The following is a 22,781-nucleotide window of genomic DNA, read 5'->3' as shown; positions in this document are numbered from 1 at the left end:
CGTTCCTGTGACCTGCTTTACAGCCTGCGCAGTTCGGCCACACATTCACAGATGGCCCGCGCCGCTTCTTCTACTTCTTCGTCAGTGTTAAGGCGGGAAAAACTGATGCGGATGGACCCGTCTATACGATCTTTGGGCAGGCCCAGGGCTTGAAGGACGTGACTGGAGTTTTGGCGGCGGGAATGGCACGCTGAGCCGGTGGAAACGTAAATACCCTTTTCCTCCAGCATATGCACCAGGACCTCCGCCTTAAGCCCGGGAAAGGAAACGTTTAAAATATGCGGAGCGCCGGAGGTCGGCTCGGGACCGTTTATATAAGCATCGGGTATTCCGGTAAGGAGGCGTTCGGCCAGCTGCATTTTGAGCCGCCTCATCTTTTCTATGCTCTGCGGAAGAGATTTGCGGGCCAGGGAAGCGGCCACTCCGAAACCGGCTATGCCCGGCACGTTTTCGGTACCCGCCCGCAGCCCCCGTTCCTGATCGCCTCCTACCAGGAGGGGCAGCATATTGAGATTCCGGCGCAGGTACAAGGCGCCCACACCCTTGGGGCCGTGAATCTTGTGGGCACTTAAAGAAAGGGCGGCGATATTGAGCTTCTTAAGATTGAGCTGTACTTTACCGTAACCCTGGATGTGGTCAACGTGAAACAGGACCGGGCCCTTGGTCGCCAGTATCCGGGCGACTTCTTCCAGGGGCTGCACGGTACCCAATTCGTTGTTTACACTCATGATGCTGACCAGAATGGTATCATCCCGCAAAGAATCCTCCAGGGCCTCCAGCCGCACCGCCCCCCGGGAATCCACGGGAAGATAAGTAACACTGAAGCCTTCCCTTTCGAGCCCCCTGCACGCCTCCAGTACGGAGGCGTGCTCCACCTCAGTGGTAATAATATGGCGGCCCCGCCTCCGCAGAGAGTAGGCCAGCCCACGCAAGGCCCAGTTGTTGGCTTCCGTACCGCCGGAAGTAAAATAGATCTCCTCCGCCTCGACCCCCAAGAGTTCAGCCACCTCCTGGCGGGCCCGGCGCAGGATCCGTTCCGCCGCTACTCCCATTCCGTGGAGGGAGGAAGGGTTGCCGTAAACAGACACCAGGGCCTCCTTCACGGCTTCCACTACCTCCGGCAGGGCTACCGTGGTAGCGCTGTTATCGAGGTAGACGGTTTTCCCTTTGGTTTCCTTCATAGTCATATCTTTAGTATACTACTTCTAATTCTTTTTAGCCACCGGCCTCCATCCCATCCCCTTTAATCTTCACCTGGCCTAAAGGCCGGGTGCAACCCGGGTCCAGCTTAAATAAACCAGTGTAGGAGGATGTTTCAATCCTCACCCGGCCTAAAGGCCGGGTGCAACTTTACGTCGTCTGATAGGTTGGCCGGAGATTTAGGAGTTTCAATCCTCACCCGGCCTAAAGGCCGGGTGCAACTAAAGGGAGCATGGTGGAGTGGGACAGCGGTGGTGACGTTTCAATCCTCACCCGGCCTAAAGGCCGGGTGCAACACTTTAGACAAAAAACAAAAGAATGGGCAGAAGAGTTTCAATCCTCACCCGGCCTAAAGGCCGGGTGCAACGGCTTATGGAGGAGCGTCCCAAGCCTGGGCGGGCAGGTTTCAATCCTCACCCGGCCTAAAGGCCGGGTGCAACCATACCGCCTAGCCCAGGCTATGGGCGTTGATGTAGATGTTTCAATCCTCACCCGGCCTAAAGGCCGGGTGCAACGGGGAGAAAGGGGTAGTGTCATTGTGACAAGGGAAGTTTCAATCCTCACCCGGCCTAAAGGCCGGGTGCAACCGCTTGCACCGTCAACCCTTGCCCGGTGCCGTGTTGGCGCGTACCTTGCGCGAACCTGGCAATTCCGTGTGTTTTTGATCCCGCGAAAACGCGTCCGTTTGGCTTGAAAGCCATGAAAATCCTCCATCGCGAAAGTCCCGGGTTTTAAGACCTCACTAGGGGTTCGCGTAGGTACCAAACTATAATATTAACGGGCTTTCAAAATCCACGTATCGGTCCCGGCCATAAACCTTGACGGAACCTTCCCTGCCGCCGTGCAGTACGTAGATGCGGAGGCTGTCCTGTTTTTCATTCATTACTTTGCGGAGCTGGTGGATGAGCTCCTCAAGTTGTGCCGGTGTTACGCGGCACTCAAAGAGGGAGTACTGGACCCGCTGGCCGAAATTTTTACATATGGTGGCCACCTTGCGTAGGCGAGCCTGGCCCTCTTTGGTCTCCATATTTACATCGTAGGCCACTACTATATCTATCCGCCTCATCGGGCAACGAACGGCGCGTATTCGGCCGCATCTCCGCGAAGATGACGCGCCAGAAGGCGCGCTTGAACGTGAGGTAGAAGCCCTAAAGGGACTTTTTGCCCTAGCAGAGGATGGGCCACTTCCTCTTGTTTGCGTTTCTGGTAAGCTTCGAGGAAGAGTTGACGGGCCCCTTCGGTAAGATAGATGGCGCCTCCAGGGCGTTCTATGAAATCCTTGGGTGTTATCTGGCGGCGATTTAAGAGGGTGAGCACCAACCGGTCGGCGAAAAAGGAACGGAATTCTTCCATCAAATCTAAGGCCAGGGCCGGGCGTCCGGGACGCAGGGCATGGAGATATCCTATTTGGGGATCGAGACCCACACTTTCACATGCCGATATACACTCATTGGCCAGCAGAGTGTACGCGAAGGATAATAGGGCATTGACCGGGTCCCGGGGTGGCCTTTTGCTCCGGACTTCGAACTTAAAGGATGGCTCCTCGACGAGGATCAGAGACTTCAAGGCTGAAAAATATACAACGGCGGCCCGTCCTTCTATACCTCGTATCTCATCGAGGTCTTCGGAATTGTTTACCTCCTTTAAGGCTGTATCCAGCTCGCGGGCGCACGGTTCAAGCTGGGGCGCTAAACCTGGGTTATCGCGCATGCCCCGCAGCACCACATGGCGGGCATTTCTGATTTTGCCGGCCACAAACCGGCGGCCGAGGGCTGTACGCCGGTCTTCGTCTTGGTAGGCCTCGTGCTGTGCCCGGCGCAAGAGAACGTTTCCGGATACCGGCCCGGCAAGACGGGCCCGAAACTGGCCGTTCTGATCTAACCATACGACGCTTCGGCCGTCTTCGGCGAACCGGTGGATGAGAAAGGGACTGAGGGAGACATTGCCGAACACTACCAGACCGCCAAGGTGGTGCAACGGCAGCTGGAGGCGGGGAACCCGGTCGATTTCTACTTTAAGGGTGTCGTGGTCCAGGTGGAGGTAGGCGCCTTGGGACTGAACGTACAGGGTGTTCAGAAGTTGAAATATCACTTCCATTCACGCTCCAACCAGGTAGGGAGATTTTGCAGGACGCGGGGCATACAGATGTCCACCAGGGAACAGTCCCGGCAGCGGCCGTCCGCCACCGGCGGGGGCAGGGCGGCTTCCTGTAACAATTGTCGCACCGCCTTGGCCACCTTTTCTACTTGGGAGCGGAGTTCAGGGGTGAAGCGGACTTCCCGCCTGCGGCGGGAGCCATGGTGGTAGAGGGCACCCCGCATGACGGACCGGCCCGTCATTTCCTCCAGGCATATGCCTTGGGCACACAGCTGCACCTCGTCGGCCCGCCGGGCCCGTCGGGGACCGGCCTTATACTCCACCGGGTAGGGAGTCCCATCGGGGAGGAATTCCACTACGTCTGCCCTGCCGATTAATCCCAGGCGGTCGGACCACAGGGGGACGGCCCGCTCGATGCGAACGCCCTCTTCCACCTCCCGGTCGGGGATATCCACATTTTCGTGCACCCGGCGTCCCCGCAGGGTAAAAAGATTTTCCTCCCACACCTGCTCTAAGTGGATTAATGCGCATTGGCGCGGGCAAAAGACGTAATGTTGCAAAGCGCTAACAGGAATGTATTCCGCGTCTTGCCAACCCATGGGTTTACACCAGCCTGATAAGGGTGACGCCGCCCAACCCCAGGTCTTCCAGGGTTCCTTCAGGGGGAGTCTCGATCGCATAGTCCGCGAAGGAGCGGGGAATCTCTACCCCCTCCTTCCGCCTTACTTTTATAAGGTCAAACAGCTTGTGGGTCGGAGCATTGCCTTTCCTGTCCTCGTGGCGGAAAACAAAGATCCCGCGCACGTGCATTTCCCCCCTGGAGGCCGAACGGTCCAGCTCGAAAAGGTTACTAAGGGCCTCCCAGAAAGCCTCCAGGTCCTCTTGCGAGACCCCCGTACCTTCGGCTAGGAAGGGGTTATAGAAACCGTGGCTCCGGTATAGGCCGTAGGGAATGATGGGCTTTCTCCCCATCTCGGTTTCTCCGGTTTCCATACGCTCTTCGGTAGTCCTGGCCTTGCGGGTAATAGAGATGTCTAATGGTAGCACAGGGTCAATGGAACGGGCGAAGGTCAACTGCACGGGGCCGCGTACCTGGCCGGCGTTTAGGTCCCCGGTAGAGAGAACCGCACCAAACATGCGAATGTCGTAATAGCGCTTACACAACTCCTGGCGCACTTCCTCGTTGGGCACCCGGCTTTCGGCAATGCCCTTGGCTTCACCGGCCTGCCGGATTAAGGTATTCAGAGCCACCCTGCTCTGGATAAAGATGGGGATATTCTTCGTAACCTGTAGGTAGTCCCGTACTTTTCTTTTTAAAGCAACATCGCTGGCCAGGCCGTGCATGGTTTCCGGATCTACCCGCGGCAGGTTGCCTGCATCGGGGTCACCATTGGGGTTGCCATCCCGAACGTCGAAAAGGAAAACGAAATCATACCGTTTCTGGGGATCACAGATGAGGGAAAGCCCATTATTAACCGTCATTTTTAGTTTCCTCCTTCCTCACTAGGGGTACCTGTTTTACCTTTACTTCGGCCCGCGCGGAAATAGGCCCGCTGGTGGTAAAAGCCGAGGGCAAACTCCGCCTGCTGGGGTAAATTCAGAGTTCGGGGAAAGCCCCCGGCTTCGTCGAGGCGGGAAAGGATTTCTTCTACCAGGACGTTGATTTCCCGCCCGCCTTCCGGCAGGTGGGCCGTGGTGCTGAGGCGTAAAAGATTACCGAAGACCGAAGCTGGTGCGGTGGAAGCCGCCCCGTAGAAGCGGCCCACGAGGGTAGTCTTAAGTTTAAAGTTGGCCGCCCGCTGCTGGGCTTCCTCCAGTACGGCCAGCAACCGCCCGCAAAGGTAGGGCGGGGACCCATGGCCGGCATCAAGTTTTTGCATTTTAACAGCCTCCTCCCTTCCGTAGAACAGCACCAACTTTAGCAGGGCGGTAAGGTAGTAAATCTGTTGAAGCCGTTCCCAGTCCTCATCCGGTCGTTCCCTCCCTCCTCTAATCCAAAGGGCTTTCAGGCGCGGTACGGCCCGGGCCAGAAGTTCGGCCGAGGGTTTATACCCCAGATAGGCACACCGCAGTAAACCCCGGGGTAAATTGGGGTCAGGGGACCGCAACGCCTCCGTCATGGCGGCGATAGACACAGGCCGTAGTTCGTCGGCCCTAGGGGATACTAAGGTAAGGGCTTGTAGAAAACGGCGGAGGTTTTCCTTCAAAGCATCAAGGGAAACCGTAAACCACTCCCTGAGGGCAACGCGCCCCACATTGGGCGAGAGTACTCCTAGATAGAAGGAATAGGCATCGAGATTGAGGCCGGCCGTGGCAGGTGCCCAGGGCAGTTCCAGCAGGCGGCTCACCTGGACCAGGTCAGGAGGGGGCGCGGTCTTTTGCTGGGCCTTTTCCTCCGCCATAGGGCTCGCCAGCACGGCCAGGAGGTCGTCAAGGTTCAGGGACCGGCTTTCCAGTTCTAAGGAAGCTGGGGCTTTAAGCCAGAAGACGGCGATCTGGTTGGCCAGGCTGTCGGCCCTATTTTTGTCCCTGAACAAGTCCCTCCGGTGACGGGGGCTGCCGGACAGGTAATTGAAGGCCCTGGAGGCAGTATCCCCGCATGTAAAGCAGAGCCCTAGATGGATGTACTTGAAAGCCTCCCTGCCCGCGAAGTAGGAAACAAAGGCATCGGCGTTAAAGGAGTGCAGGGGTGCGGCGCTGAGGAGTTTGATTTTTAACGGTATCCTTGCCACCAGTGTTTCCGCAGTGCCGCACACAGAACACTCGCCTTTTACCGGGCGGCCTTGCGAGTCCAGCTGGGCGCTACGTTCCTGGGCTTCGGCTACCCAGAAAGCCTTGGTCTCGGGATGCTCGAACAAGTGACGCCCGGCAAGGGGGCCTTCCTCAGGCATAAAGGAGACCCAGTCCTTGGATTGGACCTTTTCAAACCGCGGGTCCTTTTCTACCAAACCCTTTTCCAGAACCTCGGCCACCCAGCCGGCCGCCTGGTGGAGAGCCCCATCCTTTATCAAGGGTGAAGCCATAAACTTCTTAAGCAATTCTTGAAATGCCCGGTGTTTTTCCCCGGCTCGCTTATCGGAACCCTTTTTTTGCCTGGAGACCCCCAGGGCATAAGCCCCTTCATCGACCAGGGGGTGTGCTCGTATGGCCGAAGTTCTCCCGTCGAAGGGACGGGGCAGGTACAATTCGACCTCCTCCAGCCATATCTTCAAGGGCGGGCCGGGCCAGATGTGTACTACCCAGCGTATCGGCTCCGTATAGTTGTAAAAGCCGACGGGCGGCAGTTTTCTTTGGGCTTCCAGTTCACGTCCGAGTTCGACCAATTCTTTAAACATATTCCTCGCCCTCCAGGCGGCATAGCTCTTGGTATTTCTCTACCGGTACTTTAAGCCACCCGTTTTCCAGGCGGGCCTGGAAAAACAGGGCCCGATGATGGCCAGCGGCCCGGCGTGGCCCCTGGGGGCCGTGACGGATAAATTGCATCTCAGGTCGCGACGGATCCTCTACAAAGGCTATGTCCAAGAGCATATTACCCAGTTCCATATTCAAGGGCTGGGGACGGTCGTCTTCCCCTGCCGGGGCAAAGTGGGCCGCAAACTCCCGGGTTCCCAGGTAAGGCCGGTGATGGCACTGGCCCTTTTCTATGCGGCGGTTGAATTGGTCGCGGTACTTGTACACGGGGTCTGTGGCCCACGGTTTCAGAACCATCTCGGCGCGTATCAGATAAGCCACGTCCTCTAGAATTAGGCTTGAGCGCTGCATACGCTGGTCTTCCACAAAAAGGGGACGATTTCCCTGCCGTTGGGAGATTTCGTTACGCAAGATTACGGTCGGGGAACCCATTTTCAGTACGCCGATGGCCCGAACCCGGTAGCGGAACTCGGGCTTCCAAAAGATTGCTTCCAACACTCCCCGGGCAGCCGAAGGAGTCATGACGGGGTAGCTTACCCTCTCTACCTTGAATTCCGGCCGGGTAAAACAGGCATATTCCCCCCAGACTTTAACCGTCACCAATCCCCTATGTTCCACTATATAGATCCTCCTTCCGTGGAATTTTCGCCCAGCCGCGGCGCCCGAGGGCCGGGGACCCTATCTCCCATCCTTGAAAGGGGGAAAGTATTTTTCTATACGATAAGATCATTCGGGTCGTACAAGGGACCTACCAGACCCAAGCGTTCGTCGTATCGTCCAATCCAGCGGTAGAAGCCTTCCCCCAGGGGATCAAGGAGGCCTTGTTTCTTAAACGTGGTCGCTTCATAGCGGAAAATACTGACCACATAAGGCTGCAGTTTTCTCCAGGTGTCACGGCCGGGATACCTGAGCCAATCCCTCAAGTGTTTTTCCGCTTCGCCGTAGGGCACTACTACCGCTACCGTTTCCTCTTCGATCAGGCGATAACGGCGGGCTACTTCCGGGTAGTCCAAGGCGAAGCGATATTCCTGAATTCCCTTTTCGTCCAGGTTGACGTCCTGGAACAGCCTCTGAAAATATTGCCGGTAAAGGTCTGGGTCATGGAGACTTTCAGCCGGCCGCTCCCTTAAAAGGAGGCGGGCTTTTTCTAGGCCGGTTTTGTAGGCGCCACGGGGTGTTCTACCTTCGGCGGGTTCAAAGACAACGGTAAGTCCCGCTGCCAGCCGCCCCTCGCGGTTGCACCTCCCGGCCGCCTGGACTATTCGGTCCAGGGGACCCACCGCCCGGTAGACCACGGGGAAATCCAAGTCCACTCCGGCTTCTACTACTTGGGTGCTGATGAGCCGAACCGGCTTCCCCTTCTGTAACCTTAGAGCCACTTCGGCCAGTACTTTTTTCCTGTGGGCACCGCAAAGAAGGGTGGACAGGTGAAATACGTCGGGCAGATCGTCCAGCATCTTAAGGAGATGGAGGGCGTCAAGGCGTGAATTGAGAATCACCAGTACTTGCCGAAGATCTCGGATTTCTCTCGCCAGAGATTCCCAAGAAATAGGCTCCTGGCGCAGCTCGTAATTTACTCTTCTCAACTGCTCAAAGTGTTCCCGGTACTGCGGTACTATCTCCCGCACTTCCATACAGCTAAATTCGTTGAGGTAAGGGGTTTCGTCAAAAGCCGGTTGGGTGGCGGTAGAGAGCACCAGGGTGACGCCGCAGTCTTCGACAAGGGCCCTCAATACGTCCAAGGTAGGCCGCAGGATTTCCGGGGGCAGGGCCTGCACCTCATCCAACAGGATCACGCTCCGGGCCAAATTGTGGAGTTTACGTGCCCTGGCGGGGCTGTCGGTAAAAAGGCTCTCGAAGAGTTGTACGGTGGTTGTAACGATTACGGGCGCGTCCCAGTTCTCAGCGGCCAGGCGGAAGCGCATGGTTGCGGAGTCTTGTTCCTCATTTTCAGACGGGACCACCTGGCTGTGGTGTTCCAAGACGGCTTCATCCCCCAATATCTTCCGGTAAACTTCCGCCGTTTGTTCGATGATGCTCGTATAAGGAATGGCTACAACGATTCGGCGCTTACCGTGCAACACTGCATGCTTTAAAGCGAAGGCCAGGCCGCTCCTGGTCTTTCCTCCGCCGGTGGGTACTGTGAGGCGCCAGACCCCCGGCGGTCCCTCGGCCGCACGCAGGCAGGCCTCGTATACTTCCATGCGTACGGCATCGGTGAGAGATTTAGTTTTCCTGGCGGCGATAAAAGCTTGTTGCTTTTCGATGAATCTGGACCAGAGCTGGTGAAGATCCGGCCATCCCTTTCTACTTGCAGCCAAATCCGGGGCGAAATGTTCTTCGGTGTCCAGGTAGTCGGCGTCCACCAGGGCGGAAAAGAGGAGGCGTATGAATAGCTCGCGCCGAGTGCCTTCCCCAGGGAGTGGGGGCAGGGGCGGAGGTTTGGGAAGGGAAGCCAGGGCTTCCCTCATGATGTCCACCGCGCTGCCGTTTTTCTGGAGGAACTCTTCGGCATCTTGGCCCAGGCGGCCTGCTGCCGGAAGGCCGGCATGGTGGCCGTATACGGGCATGGCTATATCCTTCCACAATTCTGGATTTTGGACGACTTTAAAAAGGAGTTGGTAGAGCATGGCTGCTCCCCATATGGCATGGGGTACCGGCGGGTGATTTTGCCCTTCATGCCGGGCTTGCAAATAGGTTTGGAAGGCGGGATTAAATTTACCCAGGTCGTGGAAAAGGCCAGCCCACGCCGCATAAGCTCCGCCTCCGAAAGGATCGGCGAAGGCTTTGGCCAGCTCGGCAACCTTCGTGAGGTGGGAAGGGAGATGGTGCCATTTGTCCTGCTGGTTAGGTGTGTGGGCGTAACACGGGAGATTAAGGGCCATACACATCCTCCTCACATCCATAAATTCTACATATTTCCGTTTTTTCCTACTCGCAACATCCCCTTTCTCCACCGTAACTTCCGGGACCAAAGGCCGCCGCCTAACATATGGATAAAGTAATAAGGCCCTTTTAAGGAGGGTTATGCCGTGGAACAGGTAAGGAAGGTCTTGGCCCGTTACGGGAGTGAACTATTGGAGCTTCCCCGGGTGGTGGGAGTAGGAATGGGATACAAAGCGGTGCGGGGAGAGGTGACCAAAAGGCCGGCCGTAGTGGTACTGGTAAGCGAGAAATTGCCAGTTACCCGGCTTAAGAGGGATGAGCGGATTCCCCGGGCGCTGGGCAGGGCGGAAACAGACGTCCTTGAAGTAGGGGAACTCAGGCTGTTGACAGGCCGCACAGAGTATAAACGGCCTGCCCAGCCCGGAATGAGCATTGGCCACTTCAAGATCACCGCCGGTACCTTCGGGGCGGTGGTAAAGGACCGGCAGACCAAGGAGCTCCTTATTCTTTCTAACAACCATGTGCTGGCCAACATCAGCAACGGTCGCGACGGCCGGGCTTCTCCGGGGGATCCCATCTTCCAGCCGGGGCCTTACGACGGCGGGAGCCAGGAGCAGATCATCGGGTACCTGGAGCGTTTCATCCCCCTGTACCCGGAGGTCGAAGAGGTGACCTGCAGCAAGGCCTTGCGGGCCGAGCGCCTGGTCAACGATCTGCTCCGCCTGGTCCGACCCGATTACCGGTTCCAGTTGCAAAAGCTGGTCCAAACTTCCAATGTAGTAGATGCCGCCGTGGCCCGGCCGGTAGACCCCCAGGCGGTAACCGATGAAATTCTGGGACTGGGCAAGGTTAAGGGCGTGCGAGAGCCCCAGATAGGAATGGCAGTGGTGAAGAGCGGGCGCTCCAGCGGGATTACCCGTTCGACTGTCAAAGTCCTCCAGGCTACGGTCAAGGTCATCCTGGACGAGGGGCTTAAAGGGGTGTTTGTAGATCAGTTCATCACCGGCCCCATGGCCCAACCGGGGGACAGCGGTTCCCTGATCCTGGATCAAGAGAATTATGCAGTCGGCCTGCTCTTTGCCGGTTCGGACAAGAGCACGGTGGGGAACCGTATTACCACCGTATTAGACCAACTTAACGTGGAATTTTGACTACATGGTCAGCTGACCACCGGGGAGATCGACGATCTTCATGACCTTTTCTTCCTCGCCCGTCAAGGCGTTAAAATACAGGAGGTAGCGTTCGTTGTCCAGGGAAGTTGTTACTTCGTAAGTAAGGATTTCCCGCCCGCCTGCCGTGGGTATGAGGGCGAGCCTTATGCCCTCTACCTTGAGGTGGGGCTGGACCTTCGCCCTGATGTCCTCTACGCCGACCGCAGGTTCTGGCAGGTTGCGCTGGTGATGGGCCATATAGTAGGGGGTGGCATCGAAGCCTATGATTTCCCCGTTGTCCAGGGCGACCTTCACCTTAACTTGGTCAGGGTAGAGGATGACCCCCTTTTCCCGGACGGCAAAGGTTATAAGCTGGGTGTTGCCCTGCCGCAAGGTATAGGTGGGTACCACTGCCGGAAAACCGTGGGCTTTCAGGAAGCTCACGGCGCGCTCGGCGGCTGCCTGGGCGTCCAGAGTGGCATTGTTGACGGGCCGGGGATTAAGGAAGGAGATGATGTGCCCTCCTTGCTGGCTCACATCTACCCGGCTCACGATGCCCGGCCTTTTATCGTCGACCAGGGAGATACCGAAGCAGGGTATCCGTCCGTTGACGGGGCTCACCACGGTAACTCGGCAAGGGGTACCGCTGGCGGACCCGGCAAAGGCCAGGGCATTTCTCTCCGCCTGGGGCTGGTCGATGGCCGTCCCGGTCAAACCGAGGGGCCTGGCCTTCTCCAGGTGATCGGAAAAGGGGCCGTCGTAATTCAGGCTGGGCAGGGTCTGCATATGGCGGTCGGTGTTGATGAACCCTTCCAGGCCCTGTGGTGTCGCTTGGGCAGGGACGGCTTCACCCAGGGCCATGGTCCGGGGGAGGGGGGGCATGCGGACGGAATAAAAGCTGCTCCACCGCAGGGCTTTACTTGCGACCTTGCTTTCGGTGTTATGGAGGTCGGCGGCCAGGCGGCCCATTTCCTGGCGCAGGCGGTTCAAATTTTGGATTTCTTCCTCGGAAAGGGACTGGCCGCGAGCTACCTTCTGGGCCAGGTAGTTACAATAATCTGCAGCCTGCGAGAGGAATTTGCGGGTAGCGGTCAGATTTATGCCGGGGGTGGGTAATTGGGTCAGGGCGGCCTGGGCAAAAGAAGCTTGGTTCCAGGCTTGGGTGAGGAGGGCCGCCTGCTGGGCGGGTGTGCTGCATACCAGGGATTTGCCCATACTCACTTCGGCCTGCTCTACCTGGCTCAAGAGGTTATAGAAATCCCGCTGGCCGCCGGCTTCTACCGCATGGGCCAGGGCCAGGCGGTTGGCCCTCTCCCAGAGTCCCCAGCCTAGAGCCGCCAGGAGGAGGAGAGACAAGGCAAGGGTACTCCATCTCCGCTTCATGATAATCAGGACCTCCTTTAAGTCTAGTCGTTTCTCCTTCGAGGTCACCGGCCGGGACGGAAGGGCAGGGACCGACCGGGCTCAGAGCGCAAAGACATGACTGCCGATCTGGGTAACTATGGTGCGGGTCCAGATCCAGGGACCGACCGGCTTGGCCGGATTCCAGAAAAAGAGGGCGCCGTAAGTAGGATCCCAGCCGTTCAGGGCGTCGATGGCTGCGCTGGTGGCAGTGGTCAGGTCGGTTCCCTGCCAGATCAAGCCGTTTTGTACGCTCTCAAAGGCCCAGGGCTCATAAATAACACCGCTGATGGTGTTGGGGAACAGGGGAGACCGTACCCGATTGAGGACCACGGCTCCTACCGCCACCTGTCCTTCGTATGGTTCTCCGCTGGCCTCGGCGGCAATGAGCCGGGCGAGGAGGTTGATTTCATCACTGGTCCCTACGGGGACACCGGCCTGGGTGGGCAACGTCCGACCGAGGGGGAGATACTGCCAGGCCCAGAGGGTTCCGGCGAGGAGCAAAAGGGCCACGAGAGCGGGCCAGATATAGCTCCAAGGTTTGCGCATTTCACGGAACATTCTCCTGGTCCCTCCACCTTGGCAAGAAATCTTCATCCTATATTTTGGCTAGGAACGGTGGAAACTATCCCCCCTCGGACATAAAAAATCGGGCGCTCAGCGGTGGCGCCCGGAAGTCGGCAAACTAGACTTTTCTTCGGGAGGTTTAGTCTCCGTAGTTTCCTTTTCTTTCGGCTTGCCCTCCTTCATGCTCATCAGAAGGTTAAGGAGAGTATTGACCAGGGCCGCGTTTTTAGCTGGGCTGGCGGCGCCGGCCACGGCCGCTAGGGACGCGGCCAGCTCGGCCGGATTGGGACCGCCTTCAGGGGCACCTGGGGCTTGCAGGACGGAGTTCAAGGCTTCCTGCAGCGCCGTACGTCCCTTTCCCTGGGCGGCCGGGGCACTTCCTTGCACGAGGCTTAGAATACCCATAAGGTCTATCAAACCCAAGACAGCCACCAGCTCGTTGGTGCTCATGTTCTGCAGCTGGTGGGTCTTCAGCCACGACAGCACCTGCACTAAAGTCAAATCGGTGTCTTCCACTATCCTACCTCCTCACCTGGCATTTTAACTTCCCAATCAAAGTATATGCCGGGCCGGGGGAACTGACGCCAGGCACCAATCTTTGCCGCAGCACATATTGTGAACCAAACAGAGTTTGGGGCGAGGAGGTAGAAGGATGACGGAAGAACTGGTAAGTGCCGATTTCCTAGCCTTGATCCGTAGTTTAAAACCCTACCTGGGGCCCCGCGGGGTACAATGTACGGAGCTGGCCGAAACCATATTAGACCTTTTGAATACCGAACAAGCCCGGAAGGCCCAGAGCGCTTTTTTGGCTTTAAGGGAAGAAAAACCGCAGTTTTCGGCCCTTAAACTCCTTCAAGGAAGGGCCAATGACCCCGAAAGCGGGCCTTGCGAAGAAAAGGATCCCTTCATCCTGTTCTTGATTCTAATTCTTCTGCTGCTATCAACCGGCGCCCTTTACAAGAAATGAGGGCCGTTTTACGGCCCTCATTTCTCAGCTTGCTGCCTTAACATCGCCCTTGTTTTCGCTCTCCGACTTCGCCTTTTCTTTATAGTCCTTGCTCCGGTAGTCCGTGGTGTGGAAGCCGGAGCCTTTATAAATTACGCTGATGTTGCCGGTGATCACCCGGTGGACGGGACTGCCGCAGGTTGGGCAAGATTCCAGAGCAGGAGCTGTAATCCGCTGTTCAGTTTCAAAGGTACCGCACTGAGGGCATTTATAGACGTATATGGGCATGGACCTTCACCTCCGAGCGTTACCGCGCTGTTATTCCCCGTCTAGGGTTTCCCTAGAAAATTTATACGCCAGGGGCCCTTTCTTTGTCAAGGTTTGGCCTAAAGTCCCAAAGGCTTGATATACCGGCCCCTTCGGCAGGGCCGCGGATAAAAAAGATTGACGCCAGTTGAGGGGGGGGCCTATAATCAAGGGGGAATTAAAGTGAGAGGAAGGGCTACGGGGCAGTGCAGAGATCGTGGCGCATTCTGGCGCTATTGATAATAGTGTTGTTAGGAGCCGCCGCCTCCCTGGGATCGGTGGCGGCACGGGTGCGGCTGGAAGCCGCCAACCGGACGGTTACGGTGGCCGTGGACTACCGGGAAGTGGCCAAGTTGGCCCGGTGGACAGGCCGGACGGAAAAGGAGGTCTTGGGCCTCCTCAGGGAGAAAGGGGTAAACGCCGTCCTCTTTAAAGAAGACACGGTCAAAGAGTTAAATCCCCAGCGTCTACGCGTCTACAGCGGCGACGAGGCAGCCTGGCTTTTTCCCCGGTATCGAGATCACTTCCGGGCCGAGTTCCTTTATTTTTTCCTTCGGGACCCGGCCGTGCTGGAACAAATCAAAGGGCAGTTGGAGTATAAACTCCCGGCGACGCCGGAGGTTATTCGTACCCCTGATTTCGTGGCCGTGGGCATACCCTTTATGCCCCAGGAAGAACTGGACGAATTGGGCCTGGGATTTCCCCAGGACAAGTTAAGGGAAGTTGCGGACCAGGGTTTCCTCCTGGTGTTACAGGTTAAGAGCTGGCCGGAAGCCACGGCGGCGGCCTTGCGTAAGGTATGGGATCCCCTGCAGCCCTTTAGGCCTTACCTGGCGGCGGTTCTTTTTAACGACAAGGTACTCCCCGGCTATCCGGAATCCTTGCCCGTCCTGGCAGAGGAGATAAGGGAGCTGGGTGTCCCGGTGGGATTAATCGAATTCAACGAGCAACAGGGGCTAAGGACCCTGGCTCTCCTGCTGGACAAGAAGGCCCTTCGCCTCCACGCCATTCCTCCGGAGAAAATGTCTTCTATTTCCCCGGCGGAGGGAGTGGAGCGCTTTACCCTGGCTGCGGCGGAGAGGAACGTCCGCCTGCTGTTCGTGCGCCTATTCTTCCGTCCGGATTCCTCCGACTGGCTGGGGGACAACTTGAATTACCTGGAGGACCTGCAGGTCTCCCTGGCCAGGGAAGGTTTGGTTATCGGCCAGGCCGAGCCCTTTTCTTCCTTCAGGTCCTGGGGGTTGCTGTGGTTCCTTGCCGGTGTGGGCGTAATTGCCGGCGGGATCCTCCTGATGGAAGGCCTGGGTTTCGGGCGCCTGGGCTGGTCGTTGGGTATTTTGGTTTGCCTGGGATGGCTGGCGGCTGTTGTTTTGGGCTACGGCCTTTTCCTGCGCAAGGTTATGGCCCTGGGAGCTGCCGTGGTATTCCCCACCCTGGCCCTGTGGGGTGCCCTGGTCGGCGAGCGATCATCCGGCCTGATATCCGCCATAAAGGTTATTCTACGGAGCACTTTAGTGTCCTTCCTGGGAGGGCTGCTTATTGCGGGCCTTCTGAGCGATACCGGCTTTATGCTCCAGTTGGACCAGTTTTCGGGCGTGAAGGTGGCCTTTGTACTACCCCTCCTTATTTTCGGCGTGGCGGCTATATATAAAGAGGAAAAAAGCAATTTTTCTTCTACAGTCAAGGGGTGGCTGCAGCAGAATATTACCGTGCTCATGCTGCTGGTCCTTGCCGCGGCGGCGGCCGTATTCGTAATCTATCTCAGCCGCAGCGGTAACGAGAGCATAGGCCTGCTGCCCCTGGAAGGGGAGTTGCGTTCCCTGCTGGAGAGGGCTCTGGGGGTAAGGCCCCGGCTCAAGGAATTCCTCCTGGGCTATCCCGCCTTTTTGTGGGCGGTAATGCTCCCGTACCAGCACCGGTTCCTCCCCTTATGGCTTTTGGCCCTTACGGGCCAGATATCGGTGGTGAATACCCTCTGCCATATCCACACCCCCCTGATAGTATCCCTGGTGCGCATTGTTAACGGTTTGTGGCTCGGCCTGCTGGTGGGGGCGGCGACCTTAGTTGTTGCTTACAGCTTTAAGGCCTTCTCATCCAGGCTGTCGGGCGGTTCGGGGAGGTAAGGAAGCAGTGGTGCGCGTGATGGTTTCCGGCTATTATGGTTTCGGTAACGCCGGGGACGAGGCCATTCTCTACAGTATGGTCCAGGCCCTCCGCGGGCTACACCCCGACGTAGAGATCGTTGTCCTGTCCTCTAATCCCCCTGCTACAGAGAAATGGTTGCCCGTAAAGGCCGTTAACCGCTGGCGGCCGGGGGAAATCGCCCGTGCTCTGTCCGGGGTGAACTTGTTTATCAGCGGGGGAGGCAGCCTTTTGCAGGATGTGACCGGGGCTAAAAGCCTCCTTTATTATTTGGGAGTCCTGGAAATGGCCCGCTTCCTTCGGCGGCCCCGCATGATTTATGCCCAGGGGTTGGGACCCTTACGGCATAACTGGTCCCGCCGCCTGACGGCGAGGGTTCTGGATAAGGTTCAGCTTATTACCCTGCGCGACAGCGAATCCAGGGCCCTCCTGCAGAGTATGGGAGTGCGCCGCCCTTCCGTCAGGGTGACGGCCGACCCCGTGCTTGGCTTGGACCCGAGTTCTTTGGACCTAAAATCCGGACGCCATAAACTCGTCCAGCTCGGCCTGGAAGAAGGGCGGAGGCCCCTGGCAGGAATAGCGGTACGCCCGTGGGAGGGGCTGGGGGTAACCCTGGAGGCGCTGGCGCGATTGGGCGACGACCTGATCGCCCAGGGGTGGGACGTGGTATTCCTTCCTTTTCATTTTCCCCGGGATGTCGAGGCCGGACGCCAGGTCCAGCGGCTCATGCAGGGACGGGCCGTTGTTGTCAAGGAGCGCTTGACCCTAGAAGAGCTAGTCGGCGCCGTAAGCTGCCTGGATTTGCTGGTGGGAATGCGGCTGCACGCCCTCATTTTGGCTGCCGTGTTGGGGATACCCTTCCTCGGCCTCTCTTATGATCCCAAAGTGGAGGCCTTCTGCCGGCAGGTGGAACAGCCCTACTTAAAGCTTCCCCTGCTGGAATATGAAGAGTTGGGAAGCAGGGTGAAAAGGATTCTCTACGAAGGACGTTACCTCAAGGAGAGCCTGGAGCGGGCGGTGGCCGAACTGCGGCCCCTGGCCCGCTGCAACGCAGAGCTGGCCCTGAGACTCGCCTTGGGCGGTGAAATATAGGTGGCCGGTGAGGTGAGGGTAGGAGCTGTAGCCCGCCTCGCGCGGGCCGCAGGTATCGTTCTGGTGCTGAACCTCCTGAGCCGGGTTCTGGGTTTTGTGCGGGATGCGGCCATTGCCGCCCAATTCGGTGCGGGCCCGGCCACCGACGCCTACATGGTGGCCTACACCATTCCTTATTTCCTGCAGACTATCCTGGGCATGGCTTTTCTCACCGTTATGGTTCCCACCTTGACGGCCTACCTGGTGCGGGGCGAAAGGGAAGAGGGCTGGCGGGTAGCCAGCGCCCTGGGGAGCTGGACGGCTTTATCCTTAACTACCCTGGCCCTTTTGGGGATGGCCGCCGCTTCGCTGCTGGTGCCGGTGCTGGCCCCGGGCTTTCCACCTGAGGTAGAGGGGCTGGCGGCCCGGCTAACCCGGATAATGTTTCTCTCCCTTCCCTTTATGGGCACGGGTATGATGATAAGCGGTATTCTCAACGCGGGCAATTACTTTACGTCCCCCGCCCTGGCGCCGGCCCTGAGTAACCTGATTATCATAGCAACGGCCCTGTTTTTCGGTTCGCGCTACGGCATCGAGGGCCTGGCCGTGGGAACGGTGGTAAGTTTTGTCGCCTTCTTGGCCGTTCAACTCCCCGACCTTCACCGCATGGGATTTCGCTACACCTGGAGGCTGGACTACCATCATCCGATAGTACGGAAAGTGAGCTTATACCTGCTTCCCGTAATTTTCAGCCTCGCCGTTAACCAGCTTTACCTGGCTACCAACCGCTTTTTCGCCTCGCACCTGGCTCCGGGCAGCATTACGGCCCTGGATGTAGGTATCCGCCTGGTGAATCTTCCTCTGGGTGTATTTGTGTCCGCCGTCTCTACGGCGGTGTTCCCCGCCCTATCGGAGGAGGCGGCGCGGGGAAGGCGGGAGGCTATGGCCCATCTCACCCAGAAGGGGCTGTCCCTGGTGACCCTCGCCGTGGTGCCCGCCGCGGCGGGGTTAATTATCCTGCGGGAGCCCCTGGTGCGCGTCGTCTTTGAGCGCGGGGCCTTCGGTTCGGCTGCTACCCTCATGACGGCCGAAGTTGTGTACTATGCCTCATGGGGCCTCCTGGCCCAGGCGGCACAGCCCATCCTGATGCGTTCCTTTTATGCCCTGGAGGACGTCCGGACCCCGGCCCTGGCCGGCGTAATCTCGGTGGGGCTCAATGCGGGTTTCAGCGCGGTCCTGGTCCGCCACCTGGGGCATGGAGGCCTGGCCCTGTCCAACTCCCTGGCGGCCACCTTTTACGCTTTGACCCTCTATTATTTTCTAAAGGGCCGCCTGCCGGAGCTCAACCCATCGTTCCTCCTGCGGAGCATAGGGCTCACCTTGTTGGCGGCGGGGGGCATGGGCTTGGCCACCTGGCAGGGCGGCCGCTGGCTGGGCCTGTTTAATCCCCTCCAGGGCCTCTGGGAGTTGGCGGGGAGAGTCCTTGCCGTCACCGCAGGGTCGGCCGGCATCTTCCTGGTCCTGGCCTGGTTTTTAGGGGTAGAGGAAGTCACATGGGTCAAGGCTATGTTGCTTAAGGGCCGCAGGCAGGAGTAAAAAATCGTTGAAGGGCAGGAAGTGGAGCAGAATTAGCGAATATAGAATCTATTAGCCCCTTTGGCGGCTTGTACTCAGGAGCTGAGGAGGATGTCTTGGCTGGATATTACGGCCATCCAGGAGATTTTACCTCACCGCTATCCTTTTCTGCTGGTGGACCGGTTGGAGGAGATCGAGGCTGGCCGGCGGGCGGTGGGTCTGAAAAATGTCAGCGCCAACGAATGGTTTTTTAGCGGGCACTTCCCCGGGTACCCGGTCATGCCCGGGGTGCTCATCATAGAAGCCCTGGCCCAGGTGGGAGCGGCAGCCATCTTAAGCCAGCCCGAGTGGCGGGGGAAAATTGTGTTTTTCGGGGGCATGGATAAGGTCCGCTTCCGCCGCCAGGTCGTACCGGGGGATGTTCTGCGGCTGGAAGCGGAAGTTATCAAAGTCAAAGGCAAGATAGGCAAAGCTCGGGGACGGGCCTGGGTAGGAGAAGAGCTGGCGGCGGAAGGCGAGCTCATCTTTGCCATAGGTGTTTGAGGGAGGCTTGGGAAGTGAGTGTCTGGGCCATTGCGCTGGCCTTTAGTCTTAGTGTGCTGTTAACGCCCATCCTTAGAGGAGTCGCGCCCCGGATCGGGGCTCTTGACCGTCCTGATCCGCGTAAAGTCCACAACAAAGTAATGCCTCGGTTGGGAGGAGTGGCCATCTTCGCGGGTTTCGTGGCGGCGTATCTGGCAGGGGGTATGTATTACCCCTCCTTTCAGGGATTACTATGGGGAGCAAGCCTCATTCTGGTGGTGGGGCTGGTGGATGATATACGGGGATTGAGTCCCCGGTGGAAACTGGCTGGCCAGGTGGCAGCCGCCCTGGTGGTGGCCCTTTTTGGGGCCAGGGTGGAATTCTTAACCAATCCCTTCGACGGGTTTCTTTTCTTAGGGAAGCTGGCCATTCCGGTGACGGTATTCTGGCTGGTAAGCGTCACCAATGCCCTCAATTTGGTGGACGGCCTGGACGGCCTGGCCGCCGGCACGGCCCTGATCGCCTCGGTGACCATGGCGGTGGTGGCCTGGTTGGAGGGCGAAACCCGGGTGGCCTTTTTAGCCCTGGCCCTGGCGGCCTCCATCCTGGGCTTCTTGCCCTATAACTTCTACCCGGCCAGCATCTTTATGGGGGATAGCGGTTCCATGTTTCTAGGCCTTACCCTGGCCACCCTGGCCGTGCTGGGCCTGACCAAGAGCGCCACGGTTATTTCCCTGTTTATCCCGGTGCTTATTTTGGGAATACCTATTCTGGATACCTTCTTTGCCATTGTCCGCCGGTTCCTAAACCGCCGCCCCATTTTTCAGCCCGATAAAGGCCATCTCCATCACTGTTTGATGGCCTACGGTCTTACGCAAAAACAGGCCGTGCTGGCCATTTATTTGGTCAATTTATGCTTGGGTGCCAGTGCGGTGCTGCTGACTCGCTTGACGACCGATCAAGGGGTGATCATTTTAATCCTCCTGTCCGTCGCCGTGGTGTGGGCCAGCAACCGCCTGGGAGTAACGAGTTATCGCCTGAAGCCTGGTAAAGGAGAAGAACATAATGCCTTTCACTCTTAAGGCATTTTCATAAGGGAACTCCTGATGGAGGATCGGGGCACCGACTTTACGGTCGGTGCTTTTTTGTCGCATTTCTTACCTCCAGGCGGGGATACTACACTTGAGTTTGGGAGCACAGGAGGAGATAGAATTGCGGGACCTCTTAATCGAGGGCTTGGCCATTCTTGTTTTTGTAGGGGCGGGCATCGGAGTCTTAATATACTTGAGTAATCGCGAGTTGTTGTAAGTCTTAATACGGGAGGCAAGTAACATGATGGTGGTGGCGACCATCGAGGTTGTGTTGCAGACCTTTTTGGCCTTCGTAGCCATTCTAATCTATACCCGCATTTTAGGCAAGCAACAGGTGGGCCAGCTTACCTTTTTCGAATATGTAAACGGCATCACCTTCGGAAGCATTGCGGCCGTTCTGGCCACGGATTTAAGTCCTAACAGTACATGGGTGCATTTCCTGGGCCTCACCCTATTTGCCGCCCTGACCTGGGCAGCAGGTTATATATCCCTAGTGAGCAGGCCCGCCCGCAAAATCATTTCGGGTGAACCCACGGTGGTCATTCACAACGGGAAGATACTTGAACAAAATATGCGCAAGATGCGCTATAATGTTGATGAATTGTCCATGCAGCTGCGGGAGAAAAATGTCTTTGATATTGCGGATGTAGAGTATGCCATTTTGGAACCCGACGGTAATTTGAGCGTCCTTTTGAAGTCCCAGAAGAGGCCCCTCACTCCGGCCGACCTTTCCCTTCCTACGGCCTACGAAGGTGTGCCTACGGAAATCATCGTGGACGGGGAGATCCTCTTTGAAAACCTCAAGCAGAATCACCTCGATGAAAAGTGGCTGCTGGAGCAGCTGCAAGCCCAAGGAGTTCGAGATGTAAGTCAAGTAGACTATGCCGTTCTGCGCAGCAACGGCTCCCTCTATGTCAACCTCAAGCAAGACAATCTGACCAATCCGGTGGACATCACCGATGCACCCGAAAGTCCTGTAGAAGTTGATAAGTGAGGAGGGAACTGCACGATGATTAAGTTCGGCACCGATGGCTGGCGGGCCATTACGGCGGACGAATTTACCTTTGCCAATGTCCGACGGGTAGCCCAGGCCGTGGCGGACTACCTTCTGGAAACCACTGCTAACCGCCAGGTGATCATCGGCTACGACCACCGTTTTTTGGCCGAGCATTTTGCGTCTGTCGCCGCAGAAGTTCTGGCCGGCAACGGCTTTACCGTCCTCTTGCCCGAAAAGGCCTTGCCTACGCCGGTCACTGCTTATGCCATTAAGGCCCACGGCGCAGCCGGAGCCCTGATGTTTACCGCCAGCCACAATCCGCCGGAGTATAACGGTGTTAAGTTCATTCCCGCCTACGCCGGCCCTGCCACACCCGATATTACCGGGGCCATCGAAAAGAGGCTTGGGGCGCCATCTACCATCCGGCGGAAGGAACTGGCGGCGGCCCGGCGAGAGGATCTGGTGCGCAGCTTGGACCCTCAGGAGAGCTATTTTAACCACCTCCTATCCCTGGTGGACGTCCGGGCCATACGGCAGGCCCGGGTGAAGGTGATAGTCGACCCCCTCTATGGTGCGGGGATAGGCTACCTGGAAACCCTGCTGGGCTCCCTGGGGTGTGAGGTTAAGGTGATCCACAATTGGCGGGACCCCCTCTTCGGCGGTAAACTGCCCGATCCCAGTGCGCGGGTACTGGAGGAATTGGCGGCCCGGGTAAAGGAGGAAGGCGCCCACTTGGGTTTGGCCCTCGACGGGGATGCCGACCGCTTCGGGGTGGTTGATGCCGACGGCACTTATATTACCGCCAACCAGGTGCTGTTTCTGGTTTTGGCCCACCTGGTGGAAGGGAAGGGGTTGAAGGGGCCGGTGGCCCGTACGGTAGCTACTACCCATCTCCTAGACCGTCTGGCCGGGGCCCATGGGCTGGAAGTAGAGGAAACCCCGGTAGGCTTTAAATATATCGGCCAGGCTTTATTACATAAAGGGTGTATCCTGGGAGGTGAGGAAAGCGGGGGCCTTAGCATCCGGGGGCACATCCCGGAGAAGGACGGCATCCTGGCCGCAGCCCTGGTGACGGAAGCGAGGGCCCGGTACGGCCGCCCCTTGAAGGAAGTGCTGGCGGCATTGATGGATAAACACGGCCCCCTTTTCAGCGAACGCCTGGACCTCCCCGTGACGCCGGCAACTAAAGAGCGGGTGCTGAAGGAGCTCGGCTCTTTTGAGCCGAAGGAGCTCGGCGGCCACCCCGTTGTGAGCCGCTCAACTATGGATGGCCTTAAGGTCGTAATGGCCGACGGCAGCTGGGCCTTGCTACGGCCTTCGGGCACGGAACCGCTTTTTAGGCTGTATGTGGAGGCCCCGAGTAATGAGAGCCTCCACCGCCTCCAAGAGGAAATCCGGCGAACTTTTAGGATTTGAAA

The 22,781-nt window shown here is 57.9% G+C and carries 21 protein-coding genes and 1 CRISPR repeat array; of the genes, 9 read left to right on the top strand and 12 right to left on the bottom strand.

Going from position 1 to position 22,781, the window contains the following annotated elements; translation table 11 throughout:
- Nucleotides 1-17: 17 nt before the first annotated feature.
- The 8 genes from TAMC210_RS05545 to cas3 form a co-directional block, all read right to left on the bottom strand.
- Nucleotides 18-1,187 carry a cysteine desulfurase family protein gene (locus TAMC210_RS05545; RefSeq protein ID WP_254388527.1) on the bottom strand — a complete coding sequence of 390 codons (1,170 nt, stop codon included), beginning with the start codon at nt 1,185-1,187 and terminating at the stop codon, nt 18-20.
- Between the two features lie 53 nt (nt 1,188-1,240).
- Nucleotides 1,241-1,787: a CRISPR direct-repeat array (repeat unit 37 nt; unit sequence GTTTCAATCCTCACCCGGCCTAAAGGCCGGGTGCAAC).
- A gap of 179 nt (nt 1,788-1,966) precedes the next feature.
- Nucleotides 1,967-2,266: a CRISPR-associated endonuclease Cas2 gene (gene cas2 / locus TAMC210_RS05540; protein ID WP_173297804.1), complete on the bottom strand. Its 300-nt coding sequence runs from the start codon at nt 2,264-2,266 to the stop codon at nt 1,967-1,969.
- Nucleotides 2,263-3,297 (bottom strand): type I-C CRISPR-associated endonuclease Cas1c, encoded by a 1,035-nt coding sequence (cas1c, locus tag TAMC210_RS05535; RefSeq protein ID WP_173297803.1) that lies wholly within the window; start codon nt 3,295-3,297, stop codon nt 2,263-2,265. Before cas1c ends, cas2 begins: the two co-directional genes overlap by 4 nt.
- Complete coding sequence (cas4, locus tag TAMC210_RS05530) at nt 3,288-3,896, bottom strand: CRISPR-associated protein Cas4 (RefSeq protein WP_173297802.1); 609 nt, start codon at nt 3,894-3,896, stop codon at nt 3,288-3,290. The genes cas1c and cas4 overlap by 10 nt, the downstream gene beginning before the upstream one ends.
- 4 nt (nt 3,897-3,900) lie before the next feature.
- A complete protein-coding gene (gene cas7c / locus TAMC210_RS05525; protein WP_173297801.1) occupies nt 3,901-4,779 on the bottom strand; it encodes a type I-C CRISPR-associated protein Cas7/Csd2 in 879 nt (292 codons plus the stop codon).
- Between the two features lie 2 nt (nt 4,780-4,781).
- The gene (gene cas8c / locus TAMC210_RS05520) at nt 4,782-6,632 is read right to left on the bottom strand and encodes a type I-C CRISPR-associated protein Cas8c/Csd1 (protein WP_173297800.1); all 1,851 of its coding nucleotides are present in this window, start codon (nt 6,630-6,632) and stop codon (nt 4,782-4,784) included.
- Entirely contained in the window at nt 6,625-7,326 is a 702-nt protein-coding gene (gene cas5c / locus TAMC210_RS05515) for a type I-C CRISPR-associated protein Cas5c (protein ID WP_173297799.1), read from the bottom strand. The genes cas8c and cas5c overlap by 8 nt, the downstream gene beginning before the upstream one ends.
- A gap of 95 nt (nt 7,327-7,421) precedes the next feature.
- Entirely contained in the window at nt 7,422-9,593 is a 2,172-nt protein-coding gene (gene cas3 / locus TAMC210_RS05510; RefSeq protein WP_173297798.1) for a CRISPR-associated helicase Cas3', read from the bottom strand.
- A gap of 147 nt (nt 9,594-9,740) precedes the next feature.
- Here cas3 and TAMC210_RS05505 point away from each other — a divergent pair, with 147 nt between their 5' ends.
- The gene (locus TAMC210_RS05505; protein WP_173297797.1) at nt 9,741-10,745 is read left to right on the top strand and encodes a hypothetical protein; all 1,005 of its coding nucleotides are present in this window, start codon (nt 9,741-9,743) and stop codon (nt 10,743-10,745) included.
- Here the strand turns inward: TAMC210_RS05505 and ypeB are convergent, their stop codons facing one another.
- The 3 genes from ypeB to TAMC210_RS05490 all read right to left on the bottom strand — a co-directional run bounded on the left by ypeB (nt 10,746) and on the right by TAMC210_RS05490 (nt 13,229).
- The gene (gene ypeB, locus TAMC210_RS05500) at nt 10,746-12,128 is read right to left on the bottom strand and encodes a germination protein YpeB (RefSeq protein WP_173297796.1); all 1,383 of its coding nucleotides are present in this window, start codon (nt 12,126-12,128) and stop codon (nt 10,746-10,748) included.
- An 81-nt stretch (nt 12,129-12,209) separates the two neighbouring features.
- On the bottom strand, nt 12,210-12,695 hold the full coding sequence (locus TAMC210_RS05495; RefSeq protein WP_254388525.1) for a cell wall hydrolase: 486 nt from the start codon (nt 12,693-12,695) through the stop codon (nt 12,210-12,212).
- A gap of 108 nt (nt 12,696-12,803) precedes the next feature.
- The gene (locus TAMC210_RS05490; RefSeq protein ID WP_173297794.1) at nt 12,804-13,229 is read right to left on the bottom strand and encodes a hypothetical protein; all 426 of its coding nucleotides are present in this window, start codon (nt 13,227-13,229) and stop codon (nt 12,804-12,806) included.
- A gap of 136 nt (nt 13,230-13,365) precedes the next feature.
- Here TAMC210_RS05490 and TAMC210_RS05485 point away from each other — a divergent pair, with 136 nt between their 5' ends.
- A complete protein-coding gene (locus TAMC210_RS05485; RefSeq protein WP_173297793.1) occupies nt 13,366-13,680 on the top strand; it encodes a hypothetical protein in 315 nt (104 codons plus the stop codon).
- Between the two features lie 24 nt (nt 13,681-13,704).
- Here the strand turns inward: TAMC210_RS05485 and TAMC210_RS05480 are convergent, their stop codons facing one another.
- On the bottom strand, nt 13,705-13,947 hold the full coding sequence (locus tag TAMC210_RS05480) for an FmdB family zinc ribbon protein (RefSeq protein WP_173297792.1): 243 nt from the start codon (nt 13,945-13,947) through the stop codon (nt 13,705-13,707).
- 224 nt (nt 13,948-14,171) lie between these two features.
- Here TAMC210_RS05480 and TAMC210_RS05475 point away from each other — a divergent pair, with 224 nt between their 5' ends.
- The 7 genes from TAMC210_RS05475 (at nt 14,172) to TAMC210_RS05445 (ending at nt 22,779) form a co-directional block, all read left to right on the top strand.
- Entirely contained in the window at nt 14,172-16,088 is a 1,917-nt protein-coding gene (locus tag TAMC210_RS05475; protein WP_173297791.1) for a DUF5693 family protein, read from the top strand.
- A 7-nt stretch (nt 16,089-16,095) separates the two neighbouring features.
- Complete coding sequence (gene csaB / locus TAMC210_RS05470) at nt 16,096-17,199, top strand: polysaccharide pyruvyl transferase CsaB (protein ID WP_173297790.1); 1,104 nt, start codon at nt 16,096-16,098, stop codon at nt 17,197-17,199.
- A gap of 12 nt (nt 17,200-17,211) precedes the next feature.
- The gene (gene murJ, locus TAMC210_RS05465; RefSeq protein WP_173297789.1) at nt 17,212-18,774 is read left to right on the top strand and encodes a murein biosynthesis integral membrane protein MurJ; all 1,563 of its coding nucleotides are present in this window, start codon (nt 17,212-17,214) and stop codon (nt 18,772-18,774) included.
- Nucleotides 18,775-18,864: 90 nt separating this feature from the next.
- Nucleotides 18,865-19,296 (top strand): 3-hydroxyacyl-ACP dehydratase FabZ, encoded by a 432-nt coding sequence (fabZ, locus tag TAMC210_RS05460; protein WP_173297788.1) that lies wholly within the window; start codon nt 18,865-18,867, stop codon nt 19,294-19,296.
- 14 nt (nt 19,297-19,310) lie between these two features.
- Nucleotides 19,311-20,357, top strand: a complete 1,047-nt coding sequence (locus TAMC210_RS05455; protein ID WP_173297787.1) for a glycosyltransferase family 4 protein — start codon at nt 19,311-19,313, stop codon at nt 20,355-20,357.
- A 250-nt stretch (nt 20,358-20,607) separates the two neighbouring features.
- Nucleotides 20,608-21,360 carry a DUF421 domain-containing protein gene (locus tag TAMC210_RS05450; protein WP_173297786.1) on the top strand — a complete coding sequence of 251 codons (753 nt, stop codon included), beginning with the start codon at nt 20,608-20,610 and terminating at the stop codon, nt 21,358-21,360.
- Between the two features lie 15 nt (nt 21,361-21,375).
- Complete coding sequence (locus TAMC210_RS05445) at nt 21,376-22,779, top strand: phosphoglucomutase/phosphomannomutase family protein (RefSeq protein WP_173297785.1); 1,404 nt, start codon at nt 21,376-21,378, stop codon at nt 22,777-22,779.
- Nucleotides 22,780-22,781 lie beyond the last annotated feature (2 nt).

It is taken from the genome of Thermanaeromonas sp. C210, assembly GCF_013167955.1.
GTDB lineage: Bacteria > Bacillota > DSM-521 > Neomoorellales > Neomoorellaceae > UBA12545.
This window is presented reverse-complemented; position numbering and strand designations above follow the sequence as displayed.

What these genes read in the sequence shown, in the direction of transcription:
- TAMC210_RS05545 (WP_254388527.1), bottom strand. Translation starts at nt 1,187, where the DNA reads ATGACTATGAAGGAAACCAAAGGGAAAACCGTCTACCTCGATAACAGC.
- cas8c (WP_173297800.1), bottom strand. Translation starts at nt 6,632, where the DNA reads ATGTTTAAAGAATTGGTCGAACTCGGACGTGAACTGGAAGCCCAAAGA.
- cas2 (WP_173297804.1), bottom strand. Translation starts at nt 2,266, where the DNA reads ATGAGGCGGATAGATATAGTAGTGGCCTACGATGTAAATATGGAGACC.
- cas4 (WP_173297802.1), bottom strand. Translation starts at nt 3,896, where the DNA reads ATGGGTTGGCAAGACGCGGAATACATTCCTGTTAGCGCTTTGCAACAT.
- TAMC210_RS05445 (WP_173297785.1), top strand. Translation starts at nt 21,376, where the DNA reads ATGATTAAGTTCGGCACCGATGGCTGGCGGGCCATTACGGCGGACGAA.
- TAMC210_RS05480 (WP_173297792.1), bottom strand. Translation starts at nt 13,947, where the DNA reads ATGCCCATATACGTCTATAAATGCCCTCAGTGCGGTACCTTTGAAACT.
- TAMC210_RS05495 (WP_254388525.1), bottom strand. Translation starts at nt 12,695, where the DNA reads ATGCGCAAACCTTGGAGCTATATCTGGCCCGCTCTCGTGGCCCTTTTG.
- ypeB (WP_173297796.1), bottom strand. Translation starts at nt 12,128, where the DNA reads ATGAAGCGGAGATGGAGTACCCTTGCCTTGTCTCTCCTCCTCCTGGCG.
- cas3 (WP_173297798.1), bottom strand. Translation starts at nt 9,593, where the DNA reads ATGGCCCTTAATCTCCCGTGTTACGCCCACACACCTAACCAGCAGGAC.
- cas1c (WP_173297803.1), bottom strand. Translation starts at nt 3,297, where the DNA reads ATGGAAGTGATATTTCAACTTCTGAACACCCTGTACGTTCAGTCCCAA.
- TAMC210_RS05485 (WP_173297793.1), top strand. Translation starts at nt 13,366, where the DNA reads ATGACGGAAGAACTGGTAAGTGCCGATTTCCTAGCCTTGATCCGTAGT.
- TAMC210_RS05450 (WP_173297786.1), top strand. Translation starts at nt 20,608, where the DNA reads ATGATGGTGGTGGCGACCATCGAGGTTGTGTTGCAGACCTTTTTGGCC.
- cas7c (WP_173297801.1), bottom strand. Translation starts at nt 4,779, where the DNA reads ATGACGGTTAATAATGGGCTTTCCCTCATCTGTGATCCCCAGAAACGG.
- fabZ (WP_173297788.1), top strand. Translation starts at nt 18,865, where the DNA reads ATGTCTTGGCTGGATATTACGGCCATCCAGGAGATTTTACCTCACCGC.